13 protein-coding genes are annotated in these 14,462 nt (G+C 62.0%); 6 read left to right on the forward strand and 7 right to left on the reverse strand.

The genetic code is table 11. The annotated features are described in order from the left end of the window. Positions 1 to 30: 30 nt before the first annotated feature. From C0Z16_RS17060 to C0Z16_RS17070, 3 genes are all read left to right on the forward strand, one after another. Positions 31 to 1,530 (forward strand): flavin-containing monooxygenase, encoded by a 1,500-nt coding sequence (locus tag C0Z16_RS17060; RefSeq protein ID WP_102633302.1) that lies wholly within the window; start codon positions 31 to 33, stop codon positions 1,528 to 1,530. Positions 1,531 to 1,591: 61 nt separating this feature from the next. Beyond that, the gene (locus C0Z16_RS17065) at positions 1,592 to 2,581 is read left to right on the forward strand and encodes an alpha/beta fold hydrolase (protein WP_102633303.1); all 990 of its coding nucleotides are present in this window, start codon (positions 1,592 to 1,594) and stop codon (positions 2,579 to 2,581) included. A 370-nt stretch (positions 2,582 to 2,951) separates the two neighbouring features. Beyond that, positions 2,952 to 4,355, forward strand: coding sequence for a methyl-accepting chemotaxis protein (locus C0Z16_RS17070; RefSeq protein ID WP_102633421.1), 1,404 nt, complete (start codon positions 2,952 to 2,954; stop codon positions 4,353 to 4,355). Positions 4,356 to 4,436: 81 nt separating this feature from the next. Here the strand turns inward: C0Z16_RS17070 and C0Z16_RS17075 are convergent, their stop codons facing one another. The 4 genes from C0Z16_RS17075 to C0Z16_RS17090 form a co-directional block, all read right to left on the reverse strand. Then, positions 4,437 to 5,255 (reverse strand): ABC transporter permease subunit, encoded by an 819-nt coding sequence (locus tag C0Z16_RS17075; protein ID WP_102633304.1) that lies wholly within the window; start codon positions 5,253 to 5,255, stop codon positions 4,437 to 4,439. After that, positions 5,255 to 6,184: an ABC transporter permease subunit gene (locus tag C0Z16_RS17080; protein WP_102633305.1), complete on the reverse strand. Its 930-nt coding sequence runs from the start codon at positions 6,182 to 6,184 to the stop codon at positions 5,255 to 5,257. Before C0Z16_RS17080 ends, C0Z16_RS17075 begins: the two co-directional genes overlap by 1 nt. Continuing rightward, the gene (locus C0Z16_RS17085) at positions 6,181 to 7,293 is read right to left on the reverse strand and encodes an ABC transporter ATP-binding protein (RefSeq protein WP_102633422.1); all 1,113 of its coding nucleotides are present in this window, start codon (positions 7,291 to 7,293) and stop codon (positions 6,181 to 6,183) included. Before C0Z16_RS17085 ends, C0Z16_RS17080 begins: the two co-directional genes overlap by 4 nt. A gap of 158 nt (positions 7,294 to 7,451) precedes the next feature. Next, positions 7,452 to 8,552 (reverse strand): polyamine ABC transporter substrate-binding protein, encoded by a 1,101-nt coding sequence (locus C0Z16_RS17090; protein WP_102633306.1) that lies wholly within the window; start codon positions 8,550 to 8,552, stop codon positions 7,452 to 7,454. Between the two features lie 570 nt (positions 8,553 to 9,122). Between C0Z16_RS17090 and C0Z16_RS17095 the strand changes: the two genes are divergently transcribed. Then, a complete protein-coding gene (locus C0Z16_RS17095) occupies positions 9,123 to 10,418 on the forward strand; it encodes an Nramp family divalent metal transporter (protein ID WP_102633307.1) in 1,296 nt (431 codons plus the stop codon). A gap of 19 nt (positions 10,419 to 10,437) precedes the next feature. On the opposite strand, the gene C0Z16_RS37765 is transcribed toward C0Z16_RS17095, so the two are convergent. Further along, entirely contained in the window at positions 10,438 to 10,578 is a 141-nt protein-coding gene (locus C0Z16_RS37765) for a hypothetical protein (protein ID WP_158244494.1), read from the reverse strand. A 119-nt stretch (positions 10,579 to 10,697) separates the two neighbouring features. Here C0Z16_RS37765 and C0Z16_RS17100 point away from each other — a divergent pair, with 119 nt between their 5' ends. Both C0Z16_RS17100 and C0Z16_RS17105 read left to right on the forward strand, forming a co-directional pair. Then, on the forward strand, positions 10,698 to 12,035 hold the full coding sequence (locus tag C0Z16_RS17100) for a phospholipase A (protein WP_102633308.1): 1,338 nt from the start codon (positions 10,698 to 10,700) through the stop codon (positions 12,033 to 12,035). Between the two features lie 149 nt (positions 12,036 to 12,184). Then, positions 12,185 to 12,388 (forward strand): DUF1289 domain-containing protein, encoded by a 204-nt coding sequence (locus C0Z16_RS17105; RefSeq protein ID WP_102633309.1) that lies wholly within the window; start codon positions 12,185 to 12,187, stop codon positions 12,386 to 12,388. Positions 12,389 to 12,439: 51 nt separating this feature from the next. Here the strand turns inward: C0Z16_RS17105 and C0Z16_RS17110 are convergent, their stop codons facing one another. Both C0Z16_RS17110 and C0Z16_RS17115 read right to left on the reverse strand, forming a co-directional pair. Then, positions 12,440 to 13,096 carry an OmpW/AlkL family protein gene (locus tag C0Z16_RS17110; RefSeq protein ID WP_102633310.1) on the reverse strand — a complete coding sequence of 219 codons (657 nt, stop codon included), beginning with the start codon at positions 13,094 to 13,096 and terminating at the stop codon, positions 12,440 to 12,442. 68 nt (positions 13,097 to 13,164) lie between these two features. Then, the gene (locus C0Z16_RS17115; RefSeq protein WP_102633311.1) at positions 13,165 to 14,355 is read right to left on the reverse strand and encodes an NAD(P)H-dependent flavin oxidoreductase; all 1,191 of its coding nucleotides are present in this window, start codon (positions 14,353 to 14,355) and stop codon (positions 13,165 to 13,167) included. Positions 14,356 to 14,462 lie beyond the last annotated feature (107 nt).

Consider the following 14,462-nt stretch of genomic DNA (forward strand, 5'->3'; position numbering starts at 1 on the left):
GGCCCGAACTTCCCCTTGCTGGAGACCGCCGTGACGCCCGCTTCATCCGACGCCCCTACACGACCTGCCGCGCCGCGCATTGCCATTGTGGGCAGCGGCTTTTCCGGCATCGGCATGGCTGTTCGCCTGCAAAAAATGGGCATCACGTCGTTCACGATCTATGAAGCCGCCGCCGATATCGGCGGTACGTGGCGCGACAATACTTATCCGGGCGTCGAATGCGATGTGCCCTCCCATCTGTATTCGTTTTCGTTCGAGCCGAACCCGAGGTGGTCGCGCGCGTTCAGCGGCCAGACCGAAATCTTCGCCTACCTGAAGCATTGCGCGCGCAAGTACGGCGTGGACCGTCACGTGCGTTGCAATGCACGTGTGGCGGCCGTGCGTTTCGATGAAGCTCGTCACGTGTGGGACGTCGAACTCGATGTCGACGGCATGCGTGAAAACATTGAAGCGGACGTGGTGATCGCCGCGAGCGGTCTTCTGTCGCGCCCCGCGATGCCGCGAATCGACGGACTCGAACGTTTCGAAGGCAAGCTGTTTCATTCAGCGCGCTGGGACCACACTTATCCGCTCGATGGCAAACGCGTCGCCGTTATCGGCACCGGGGCAAGCGCGATCCAGTTCTTGCCGCAAATCCAGTCGCGCGTCGCGCAACTCGACCTATTCCAGCGCACGGCGCCATGGGTCATGCCAAAGCCCGACAAACCGGTCGGCCCACGCGCGCGCTGGCTGTTCGAGCATCTGCCGTTCACGCAGCGCTTCGTGCGCAGCGCGATCTACTGGCAACTCGAATCGCGCGCCATCGGATTCGTGGTCAATCCCAAACTGATGAAGCGGCCGATGAAGTTCGCCCTCGGCTATCTCGAACGGCGCGTCAAGGACCCGGCGCTGCGCGCCAGACTCACACCGAATTACCGCTTCGGTTGCAAACGCGTACTGCTGTCGAGCAATTACTATCGCGCGCTGGTTGAACCGAACGTGAACGTAATCACGACGGGCATCCGCGAAATCGTCGCGGACGGCATCGTCACGCAAGACGGCGCGCATCATCGCGTGGATGCGATCATTTGCGGCACGGGCTTCCAGGTCAACGACGTCGCCGCGCCGCTCGACGTGACCGGTCTCGGCGGCGCCGATCTCGGCGCGCTATGGCTGCGTGACGGTCCCGAAGCGTATCTCGGCACGAGCATCGCCGAGTTTCCCAACTTCTTCATGATCGCCGGTCCGAACACCGCGCTCGGCCACAACTCGATGATCTACATGATCGAGTCGCAAGTGCAATACATCGCCGATTGCCTGCGTGTACTACGCCAGCGCAACGCACGCACGATGAACCTGCGGCCCGAGGTGCAGCGCGACTACAACGCGCGCTTGCAACAGGACATGCAGCGCTCGGTGTGGGCAAGCGGCTGCCATAGCTGGTATCAGACGCGAAGCGGCAAGATCACTGTGCTGTGGCCCGGCTTCACGTTCAGCTTCCGCAAGCGGACTCGCCGCGTGCGGCCGCGGGATTATCGCTTCGTGCCTTGATACGCGCGGCGGATGAGGTCCGGTTGCAAGTCCGATTCAAATAATAAAGGAGACGGAAAACATGGCAAGCATCGAACCTGGGACGTCGAGATCGTTAGCATCCACATCGGCAACCGCGCTGCCGCCCCGCTCGCTCGCCGCGCGACTCGGCATCACCAGTGTGCCGCGCGACGAATTGCGGCGACGCTACACGCAAAGCGGCTCGAAGTTCGTCACGATCATGGGCGCGGACGTGCATTACGTCGACGAAGGCAGCGGCGACATCATCGTGATGATTCATGGTTTTGCGTCTTCGCTGCACACATGGAATCGTGTCGCGGATGAACTGAAGCACGGGCGTCGAGTAATTCGCCTCGATCTGCCGCCGTTCGGCGTGACGGGACCGCTGCGCTCGAGCACCGGCGCCATTGAAACGATGAACCTGCCGACTTACCGGCGTTTCATCGACACATTCCTGCAGGCGCTCGGCATCACGCGCGCGACATTCATCGGCAATTCGCTCGGCGGGCTGATTTCGTGGGACTACGCGGTGCGCCATCGCGAGGCCGTCGAGCGGTTGGTGCTTATCGACTCCGCAGGTTTCCCGATGAAACTGCCGATTTACATCGCGCTTTTCAATAGCGCGCTGGTGCGCTTGAGTTCGCCCTGGTGGCTGCCCGAGGCGATCATCAAAAGCGCGGTGCGCAACGTGTACGGCGATCCTCGCAAGATCGACGCCGCAACGTTGCGGCGCTACGTCGAGTTCTTCCACGGCGAGGGCACCCGCGCGGCGATCGGCAAAATGGTGCCGACGCTCGACTTTACTGAACTCGATACCCACGTGCTGACGACGCTAGCCGTGCCGACGCTCGTGTTATGGGGCGCGAAGGATCGCTGGATTCCGACCGCGCACGCGGCCGAGTTCGCCCAGCGCATTCCGGGCGCCAAGTCGGTAATGTACGCGGGGATTGGGCATGTTCCCATGGAAGAAGCGCCCGAGCGCGTGATGGCCGATCTGCGCGCGTTTCTGCGCACGGGTGCAGCGGGTGTTACGAGTTCTGCTGGCTTTTAATCGACGGAAAGGCGCGCGCCACGCGCCGGTTTGGAACGGTGTCGCACTGGGCCGGCCTAGCCGCCGCCTCCCAGAAAACGCAGCAGGCCCCAGAGAAACTTGCAGAGCATGACGGTCAGCTCCCACAGATGATAGAGCTGTTGCCAGCCCGAAACGCGCGCGAAGGAATCGATCATCGTTACCGTTGAAATGGAATCGCCGCCGTCGCGATTGCGGGTGCGACGGCGCTAAACCGCACATCATAACGACTGCGGGATACCCCGTATCAAGTCGGCCGAAAGCCTGCCGTAAACGCATCGAGAAGACGCTGTGTTCACGCCGGATGACCGCGCCGACCGCCAGCGCCGTTCGCGTCATCAAGGAGACGTCTATGTCGCGCTTCAGCTTTCGCCGGCCGGGCCGCTCGCAAACGGTCGTCGGCGACATTGCCGCGCAGGCCGGCAAACTGGGTATTGAAATCTGCGACGTATCGGGACACGTCGATGAAGTCGCCGCGCGCGTGCAGCATCAGGCGCAGGTGTGCCGCGCATTGCGCGAATCCGCGGCGCAGACGCTCGCGGGCAATCATCGAATCGCCACGGCCGCCCGCGGAATGCGCGACGTGTCGGCGCAAGCGGCGACCGGCGTGCAGGAATCGCAGGAGACGCTCGAGGCGTCGCTCGCCGACATCCACGGGTTAGTCGAGGGCGTGACGGTAATCGAAAGCCAGATCGGCGCGTTACGCAGCGCGCTCGCGCACGTCAGCCGCGTTTCGGAGGAAATCTCGCTGATCGCGCGGCAGACGCATCTGCTCGCGCTGAACGCGGCGATCGAAGCGGCGCGCGCAGGCGAATCGGGCAAGAGTTTCGCGGTGGTGGCGGCCGAGGTGAAGAATCTGTCGGCGAAGACCGCGCAGGCGACAGGGCAGATCGAGACGACGCTCGCTCAACTCACGCGGCAGACCGAGCAGTTGATCAGCGAGGGTTCGATGAACACCGCGCGGGCGCACCGGGTGCGCGAGGGCACGCGCAAGATCGGCGACGTCGTTCATGCCACAGGCGACGCGATCGCGCATCTGAACAACGAGGCGCAGCAGATCGCGGCGTTGACCGGCGAGATCGAAACGCAGTGCGACGGACTGGAGTCGCAGGTGCTGGAAATGGCGAGCGGCGTCGAGGATTCGAGCGAAAATTTCGTGCATGCGAAGGATCGTCTAGGCAATCTGCTCGGCGTGTCCGAGACCTTGATCGAATTGACGGCGGCGGCGGGCGTGGAAACCGCGGACACGCGCTTTATCGACGCCGTACAGAACGCCGCGGCGGCGGTGAGCAAGATATTCGAAGCGGCTGTCGCGCGCGGTGAGATTTCGCTCGACGATCTTTTCGACCAGCACTATGTGCCGGTGCCGGGGACCCATCCGCAGCAGTTCACGACGCGTTTTACTGCGTTCACAGATCGGGTTTTGCCGGCGATTCAGGAGCCGTTACTCGACCTCGATCCGCGAGTGGCGTTTTGTGCCGCGATCGATGTGCGCGGTTATCTGCCGACTCACAATCTGCAGTTTTCTTTGCCGCAACGCGACGACGTGGTGTGGAACATGGCGAATTGTCGGAACCGGCGCATTTTCAATGACCGGACCGGGCTCGCGGCGGGGTCGCATATAAAGAAGTTTTTGCTGCAGACATATCGGCGGGATATGGGCGCTGGGGAGTTTGTTTTGATGAAGGATGCGTCGGCGCCGGTTTTTGTTCGCGGTCGGCATTGGGGTGGGGTTAGGGTTGGATATCGGGTTTAGGGGTGGTCTGGGCTTTTTTTGGTTTTTTTGGGCTCTCTTTTTCTTGAATTCGTGATTCCGAAAAAGGAAAACAGAAAAACCCTAAACCACCACTCCCGCCCTCCTCCTTTCCGCCCGCTGCATAAAATAATTAACCGCCACAACCCCGACGGTCACCACAGCAATAAACAAAGTCGCCAACGCATTCATCTCCGGATTCAACCCCAACCGCACCCGCGAGAAAACCACCAGCGGCAATGTCGTCGACCCGGGTCCGGACAAAAACGCCGACAAAACCAGGTCGTCGATAGACAAGGTGAACGACAACAACCATCCCGACACAAGCGCCTGCGAAATCAACGGCAACGTGATAGAGAAAAACACTCGAAGCGGCGTCGCCCCGAGGTCCAGTGCTGCTTCCTCCAGCGAAGGATTCAACTCCTTCACACGCGACTGCACAATAATCGCCACATACGAAATGCACAGCATCACGTGTCCGATCCAGATCGTGAAAATGCCGCGCCCCGCCGGCCATCCCAGCCACTTCGCCATTTCGATGAATAGCAACAGCAGCGAAATTCCCTGAATCACCTCTGGAATCACCAGCGGCGCGTTAATCATGCCGGTATAAAGCGTAAAGCCGCGAAAACGCCCCATGCGCGCGAGCACGAAACCCGCCCATGTACCGATAATCACCGACGCAAACGCCGTCAGCACCGCCACCCTCAGCGATAACCACGCTGCCGCTATCAGCTCCTCGTCGTGCAGCAGCGCCTCATACCAACGCGTCGAAAAACGCGTCCATACCGTCACGAGTTGCGATTCGTTGAACGAATATACGATCAGACTCACGATCGGCACATACAGAAACAGAAAGCCGATTCCCAACGCAACAAACTGCAAAATCCGGTTCGGCTTCATCAGCGTCTTTCCTCCATCGCCTTCGCCTGCGCGTGCTGGAAAAAAGCCATCGGCACCAATAACAGCAACACCATTGCACACGTCACGGCGGAAGCCATCGGCCAATCGGCATTATCGAAGAACTCATTCCACATCACGCGGCCAATCATTAGCGTATTCGCGCCACCCAGCAGTTCCGGAATCACGTACTCGCCCACTGCCGGAATGAATACGAGCAGACAACCGGCGATAATGCCGTTCTTCGAAAGCGGCAACGTGATCTGCCAGAACGCTTTCCACGGCTTCGCGCCGAGGTCGTACGCGGCTTCGAGCAGAGTCATGTCCATCTTCACGAGATGCGCGTACAACGGCATCACGAGAAACGGCAAATACGAATACACCATGCCGATATAAACGGCGGTATTCGTGTGATACAACTCGATCGGCGAATGAATCAGACCGATCGACATCAGGAAGTTATTCAGCAAGCCGTTGTTCTTTAAAATGCCGATCCAGGCATACACGCGAATCAGAAACGAAGTCCAGAACGGCAGCATCACCGCCATCATCAGCAGATTGCGTCGTGCCGGATTTGAACGCGCGATGTAATACGCCATCGGATAACCGATCAGCAAGCACAGCAGCGTCGAAATCGCGGCGACCACCACCGAATTCACGTACGTCGCGAAATAGAGGCTGTCCGTGACGAGAAACGCGTAATGCGACAGATCCAGCTTGAGATTGACCGCGCCGTCCGCGAAACTCATCAACTCGGTGTACGGCGGAATGCCGAGCTGCAAATCGGCAAAGCTGATCTTGACGACCAGCAGAAACGGCACGAGAAAAAATAGCAGCAGCCAGATGAACGGACCGGCCACCACCGCGCTGCGGCCAGTCAGATTAAAGCGCCGCACGGGCCAGTTGGCGAACGAGTTGAACTGGCGCTTCATGACGTCAGCACCACACCGGCCGACGCGCTCCAGCGCACATACACTTCGTCGCCCCAAGTCGGCGGATCAATCTCGGTCAGCGCGAGGCTCGTCACATTGGCGATCACCGTTTTGCCGCCGTCGAGCTTCACGTGATACAGCGAATAGCCGCCCATGTATGCGATATTCGTGACGACGCCCTTGCCCCAGTTGTACGCGCCTTCCGGCGGCTTACGGGTGAGCGCGATGCGCTCGGGCCGCACCGAAATCGTCACCGGCATGCCGAGCGGCCCCGTAATGCCATGGCTCACATAAAGGCGGCAGGTGAGATCGGGCGTTTCGATGAAGACATGATCGGGCTCGTCCTCGACGGTATGGCCCTCGAACAGATTGGTCGAGCCGATGAACTCAGCCGAGAAGCGGCTATTCGGATACTCGTAGACTTCATGCGGCGTGCCGAGCTGCACGATCTCGCCTTCGCTCATCACCGCAAGGCGGCTCGCCATCGTCATCGCTTCTTCCTGATCGTGCGTGACCATGATGCAGGTCACGCCGACCTTGTCGAGAATGTTGACGAGCTCGATCTGCGTGCGCTGGCGAATCTGCTTGTCGAGCGCGGACATCGGTTCGTCGAGCAACAACAGCTTCGGTCGCTTCACGAGCGAGCGCGCGAGCGCCACACGTTGCTGCTGACCGCCTGAAAGCTGATGCGGCTTGCGCTTCGCGAAGCGGCCCATCTGCACGAGTTCGAGCGCGGTTTGCACGCGCTCTTTCAATTCGGCCTTGGGCACGCCTTCCTGCTTCAGACCGAACGCGACGTTCGACTCGACCGTCATGTGCGGAAAGAGCGCATAAGACTGGAACATCATGTTGACCGGCCGGCGATACGGCGGCAACTGCGCGAGGTCTTCGCCGTCGATCAGAATCTTGCCCGAGCTCACGCTCTCCAGCCCGGCCAGCATGCGCAGCAACGTCGACTTGCCGCAGCCCGAACTGCCGAGCAGTGCGAACAGTTCGCCCTTCTTCACCGACAGATTGACCTCTTTGACCGCTACCGTCTCGCCGAACTTTTTCACGACGTCGACGATCTGCACGAAATTGTCGGTTGCGTCGTTCATCGCGGCATTCATCGCGGCGTTGCCGCCGGCGGACGGCACGGCCGCCCGGTCCAGCGCCCCCGACTGCTCACTACTCATCACAATGCTTTACTCCGGCGTTTGACGAACAAAGCCCCCGGTGAACACCGAGGGCTTCTTGATGATGCTTACCCGTTCACGCTAGCGACGGGTCAGCGGCCGGACTTGAATTCAGTCCAGAGCCGCGTTTGCAGCCGCTGGATTTCCGGCGGCAGCGGCTTGAGCAGGAACAGCGTCTTGATGACGTGAGGCGGCGGATACACGGCCGGATCGTTCGCGACGTCCTTGTCGACGTACTTGCGCGCTTCGAGGTTCGCGCTCGGATAGTAGACGGCGTTGGTGATCGCGGCGTGCACTTGCGGCGTTTCGATGTAGTTGATCCACTCGAGCGCGGCTTCCTTGTTCTTCGCGTCCTTCGGAATCGCCATCACGTCGAACCACACGGGCGCGCCGCCCTTCGGGATGTAGTACTCGATCTTGTACGGCTTCTTCGCCTCGACCGCGCGATGCTTCGCGATCACGACGTCGCCCGACCAGCCATACGCGAAGCACACGTCGCCGCCGACCAGGTCGTTGATATAGCCCGACGAGTTGAACTGCGTGATGTACGGACGGATCTTCTTGAGCATGGCGAGCGCGGCGCGGTAGTCGGCCGGGTTCGTGCTCATCGGATCCTTGCCGATGTAATGCAGCGCGGCGGCGAACATCTGATCCGGCGCGTCGAGCACAGACACGCCGCAGGCTTTCAGCTTCGAGATGTTTTCCGGTTTGAAGAGGACGTCCCAGTTATCGAGCGGCACGTTCTTGCCGAGGATCTGCTGCGCCTTCGTGACGTTGTAGCCGAGGCCGGTCGTACCGTATGCCCAGGGCACCGTGAACTTGTTGCCCGGATCGGCGCCGGCAACGAGCGCCATCAGCGACGGATCGAGGTATTTGAGGTTCGGCAGTTTCGATTTATCGAGCGGCGAGAAGATGCCCGCGGCGATCTGCTTGCCGGCGTAGTTGCTGGTCGGCACAACGATGTCGTAACCGGAATTGCCGGTCAGAAGCTTGGCTTGCAGCGTGTCGTCGCTGTCGTAGTTGTCGTACTTGACCTGAACGCCGCTCTGCTTGGTGAAGTTCGGAATGGTGTCCTTGGCGATGTAATCGGACCAGTTATACACGTTGAGCTGCGTATCCTTCGCTGCAACCGTCAACCACGGCGCCGCGCACAAGACCAGCGCAGCCACTTGCCCAACTACCCGTCTTTTCATCCCGTTCTCCGATCTGACCGGTCCGAGCCGGCCGTCCTCACGCATGCCGCGATGCAGTGCTCGCGGCTCCCCTGAAAAACCCGAAAACTACCATCAATTATTGCGCGGGCCAAAAAAAATGCCGCGTTGTCGCGCAAACGGTACAGCGTAAGCCGCGCCGCCGGAAAATTGGGCGCAATTTTAGCCGGTTATCGGCGCGTGTCTAGCCGAAAAAAAACCGGCTGCTGCGGCGCTGTCGCATTGCCGCTGTGACGACCCTCCCGGTTGGCACCGAGAGTGTCTGCCCTCGACGGTTTAAACGGCTCACGCAACGCCGTCGGGGCCGACGCCGCGCACAAACGGGATGCCGTTCGACGGTGCACAATAGCTGACAATGGGCTAGGGACGCGGCGGGGTCCGGTGGCCGCTTACGGGCTTCGGCGGAATTCTGCGCGGTCCGTCAGCGCGGCCCACAAGCGTTGTCCGCCAGCGCACTTCGTCACCGCCCCGCCGCGACGCATAGTCAGGCGCGGCACAAGCCCGGCGGGCACGGGCCTTGCGAAATCAGGCAGTCTTCGACCTCAGGCATCCATGAACACGAATCCGTTCGCGCTGCGCCCCAACCGCCGTCGACGTCTGCCGGAAAAAGGACCCGCGCACTGGTTTTCGTTCGTCGGCGCCGGCGCGCTCATCGCGGTGGGTTATATCGATCCCGGCAACTGGGCGACCGCGCTCGGTGCGGGCGCCGGCTATGGCTACCGGCTGCTCGGCATGGTGGTGCTGTCGAGCCTGATGGCGATGCTGCTGCAATGGCTGTCGTCGCGGCTCGGCGTCGTGACCGGGCGTGACCTCGCGCAAGTCTGTCGCGACCGTTCCGGCCCGCGCCGCACTGTCTTTCTGTGGCTTACCAGCGAGGTCGCGATCATCGCCTGCGACGTCGCGGAGGTGGTCGGCAGCGCCGTCGCGTTACAATTGCTACTTGGCGTGTCGCTGACCGTCGGCGTGCTGATGTCCGCGGTGTGTACGTTCGCGCTGCTCGCGCTCCAGCAGAAAGGCGGCCGCAAGCTCGAAGCGGTGATCGCGTCGCTGATTGGTTTCGTCGGACTGTGCTTCGTCATCGAACTGGCGCTCGCGCGGCCCGACTGGCGTGCGGCGCTGGCGGGCACCGCGCCGAGCGTCGAACTGTTGCGCAACGCGGGCATGGTGTGGCTGGCCGCGGGGATCGTCGGCGCGACGGTGATGCCGCACAACCTCTATCTGCACTCGTCGCTCGTCAAGCACCACGCGCCCGAGAGCAGCGACGCTCAGATCAGGGCCGCGTTGCATGTCGTCAATCTCGACACGTTCGGCTCGCTCCTGTTCGCCTTCGTGATCAATGCGGCGCTGCTGATCGTCGCGGCCGCCGTGTTCCACGCAAGCGGCCATCGCGATGTCACCGATCTCGCCGACGCCCATCGTCTGATTGCGCCGCTGCTCGGCACGCACTGGGCCGGCATTCTGTTCGCGGCGGCGCTGCTCGCCTGCGGTCTCAGCGCGACCGTCACGGGCACGCTGGCCGGCCAGGCGGTGATGGAGGGCTTCCTGCAACTGCACCTGCCGCGCTGGAAGCGTGCGCTGCTCACGCGCGCACTGGCGATCGGGCCGGCGCTGGTGGCCGTCACGATGTTCGGTCAGGAAGGCTCGAATCAACTGCTGGTCGCGAGCCAGGTGGTGCTGAGCCTGCAATTGCCGCTCGCGGTGGTGCCGTTGATCCGTTATGCATCGGATGCACGATTGATGCGCGACTGGCGCGTGCGCGGGGCGCCGCTGGTGCTGGCGTGGCTGTCGGCGGCGTTCATCATCATGCTCAACGGCGCGCTGCTGTGGCAGGTGGCGTTTGGCAATTGAGGGCGTTGGCTTGCGGCCTTCACGCGAAATCCGCGCCGCCGCTGAAGTCAAGTTGTAAAGAATCTTTTAGTATTTCATGCTGACGGCGCCGCTGATTGCCGTGCCGCCGCGCGATGCTGCTATGAATTCCGATGGCCGCCTGCCGTCTGATGGCGGCCATTCTTTTGCCGCCTTCGAGCCTCGCTCTCCGGCGACGGCGAAAACCATGCGCCGTACGTGCCGTCATTCGACTCGCGCCGCGCCGTTTGGCTCGCAGCCCTCGCTCCTGGACGACAGCCCATGCGCTTCAAGGCTTCATTCGACCGCCCCGCCTGCCTCCTGTTCACGACGATCCGCCGCGCTCACGGCTATCCGAGCCGCAAGCGACTGACGTGGACTCTTGCCGTCTTCGCCACCATGAGCATTTTTTCCGGCGAGGCGGCTGCCACGGTCGCCATGCTGCAGCCCGCGCGCATTGCGGCAGTCAACGAGCCGCTGCAAATCACGCTGCTCTATTCCGCGGACGACACCCGGCCCCTCACCGTCACCGTGCCCCCGACCCTGCGCGTGAATCTGACCGGCGACGAACAATCTCCGCAGCCGCTCGAACTGGCACGCGAAGCAGGCGTGCCCGACACGCTGCGTCTGCGGCCGGGCCAGTTCCGCAAGGTGCGCTTTTCGGCACCCTGGCCGGAGTCGGCACGCGGCGAGATGCGTATCGACCCAGTCGGCTTCGATGCTTCGCCGGCGCTCGTCGTGATCAATCGCGGGCCCGGGCAGGATGCGATCGCGCAGGCCGAACGCAGCGAAAGCCAGGCCAGCACGCCCGCGCAAGCCGCGGCAACCGCGGCTGCGCTCGACGGCCCCACGGGCGACGCGATCTCGCCGCCAGGCGACTCGCTGTCGACGACCGGGCGTGGCGTATTCGCGCACGTCTCCTACTACGACCCGATGTATATCGGCGTCGGGCACAACGGAGACACGAACGCGCGGCTACAACTGAGCTTCAAGTATCGCCTTCGCATTCCGGACGACCTGCGCTCGAGAGCCTTCGTCGACAACCTGTATTTCGCGTACACGCAGACGTCGATCTGGGATCTGTCCGCCGACTCGCGGCCGTTCCGCGACACGACCTACTCGCCGCAGTTCTTCTACTATGTGCCGGACACGGGCTGGCGCAGTCCATTCTTCACGCGGATGGGTTTTGCCGCCGGCTTCGCGCATGAATCGAATGGCAAGGGAGGAACGGATTCGCGCAGCATCAACATGCCGTTCATCCGGCCGACGTGGGAATTCGGCGATCTGACGGCTAACCATCTGACGGTGTCGCCAAAAATCTATTACTACTTCGGCACAAAGAGTAACCGTGACATTGCCGACTACCGCGGTTACGTGGATCTGCTCGTCAAATACGGGAGCCCGGATGGCTGGCAACTGGCCACCACGCTGCGCAAAGGCACCAAGCACTGGTACGGCAGCGTCGATACGCAATTCACGTATCCGCTGCGCAAGGTGCTCGGCAGCGCGTGGGGCGGCTATCTGTGGATCGGCTATTTCAACGGCTACGGCGAGGATCTGCTCGACTACAACAACCGCCAACACTGGATGGCGCGAATCGGCTATAGCATCGCGCGGTGAACCTTCCTGCAACGGGCGGTGCGCACGGCCCGCTGCACTACCCGCTGCACTACTTGCTGCCCGACTCGCTGCGCCGCTCGCCTCGACGCGACTCACACCCTGTATCGGTTAACATAGCGGAACTCCGCTTCCCTGCCGCAAGGTTTCCAATGGCTTCAAATCTCCATGCTCTTCCCGACAGCCCGTGCATTGGCGTCTGTTCGACACTCTTCGACGAGATCTGCAAAGGCTGCGGCCGCACGGCCGGCGAAGTGTCCAACTGGGTTTTTCTGAGCGACGAGGAAAAGCGGGCCGTGTGGGTGCGCATCGAGCAGGAAGGCACGGCCATGCGCTTCAAGAACGACAGGCTTTGAGGCTTCCGCCGGATATTCGATCGCAATGCCGCAGCGAACCCGCTCACGCGCCTAGAAGCGCATACCGACACCCAGCCCCACCACCACTGGATCGATGCTCACGCGCCCGAGCGCCTCGCCACGGAGCGACGCGTCCGTGTGCATCCAGATCTTCTTGATGTCCGCGTTGACGAACAGGGATTTTGTCACCTGCACGTCGACGCCCGCCTGCAATGCCGGACCGAAGCTGTGATTGGTGATCGACACCGGCTGCCCGCCCGCGTGCAAACCATTGTCGTAGAACAGCGTGTAGTTCAGACCCGCGCCGACATACGGACGCACGCGCCCCGCGTGATTGAAGTGATATTGCAGCAGCAAAGTAGGCGGCAACACGTTCACGCCACCCAGAGCGCCGATACTCGACGTGAGCTGATGACGCGACGTGCCGAGAATCAGTTCGACGCCAAGATAATCGCGGATCATGTAGGTCAGATCCAGCTCCGGCACGATCGCGTTATTGACGCTGACGTTCAGAGCCGACATCGTTCCCGACGTATCGACGTTCGGCACGATGCTGATTGCGCGCAGACGCACCAGCACATCGCCGGCGTGAATGCCGGTCATTGCGTCGTCGCTGGCGGCATGCGCTTGCGGAGCGAGCGCGACCGCGCATAGCAGCCCCGATGCAATGGCGGCGGTCCTGATTCTGTTCCTGAGCGAGAGTTTCATTTGCTTCCCCGATTGTTAGTGACGTGCGGGATTGTCGAAGCTCTCGCCGCGCGACAAGTTGACTCGCATCAACCGAGGGAGAAAGCCCAGCGCCCTGCGACAGCGGGTCGCGTCGCACCGGTCAGCAGCAGTTCGATCAGGTCGTGCACGCTGCGAATGGCCGTGCCGAACGGCAATGCTTCCTTGCCGCGAAAAAAGAGGCCATTGGCCACGTCGCCGCGCAATGCGGCGGCAAGCCGTGTGTCGATGCAGAAATGACCGAACTTCTCGACGCCGTCGCGCCAGCCGCAGACGCTCAGGCATTCCAGAGCGGTCGGGCACGCATGTTTGAGCGCGCCGACTTTTTCGCGGATTTTGCTTTCATGTCGCAGATAGCGTGTCAGCCATGGCGTTTTCACGGCTCGCGCGGGCAACCCCGTCACGCTGACGAATTCGACAATGTCTTCCGGCGTGGCCTCGGCCAACACGCGTTTGAAGTTCGGATGCGCGTCGCCCTCTTCGGTGACCGCAAACGGCGTACCGAGCTGAACGCCGCTTGCGCCCGCGTTCAGCAGCGCCCGCACGGCCTCGTGACTGTTGATGCCGCCCGCGAGAATCAACGGCACCTCTTTGCGGTCGAGCCCGAGCGAGGCGAATACCGCATCGAGTTCCTCGAGAACGCGGATGAAGCCGAAGCGCTGGTCGTTCATATCGGCGATATTCGTAACGCCCAGATGTCCGCCCGCATGCGCCGGATGCTCGATCACGACAGCGTCGGGCAAGCGGCCTTTCTTCATCCACTTCTTCAGCACCAGCGCAACGCCGCGGCTGTCCGACAGGATCGGAATCAGCGCAATGTCGTGGCCCTGCGTCATGTCCGGCAAGTCGAGCGGCAGGCCCGCGCCCATCACGATTGCGTCGGCGCCGCTTTCGCAGGCCACGCGCACGTAGTCCGCCTGTGCGCTGACGGCCTTCATCACATTGACGGCGATCATGCCGCGGCCTTCGCTGAGCGCCTTCGCCGAGTGAATTTCGCGCGCAAGCGCAGTGAGATTGGCCTGTTCGAGCGTGGCGCGGTCCGGCGACTGGCGACAGCGTTCAACGAGGTCCTGATGATGATGACGCAAGTCGATGCTGGCGATGGTGCCAAGCGCCCCCTCGCGCGCGACGCTCCCGGCGAGCCGGTGCGCCGAGATACCGACGCCCATGCCGCCTTGCACGATCGGCAGTAGCGAGCGGCCGCGGATGACTAGCGGGGAAAAGGAGTGAGACTTAAGCATGGCTGATCCGACGGACGATTATCGAACCGCTGATAATCGTCCGTCGGGCGCAGCCGGGGTTGTTTCAGGTCAACGAGCGTGCGAATGGCACGGCGGCACTGGCGCTT

Origin of the sequence: Paraburkholderia rhynchosiae (genome assembly GCF_002879865.1) — a bacterium.
Lineage (GTDB): Bacteria > Pseudomonadota > Gammaproteobacteria > Burkholderiales > Burkholderiaceae > Paraburkholderia > Paraburkholderia rhynchosiae.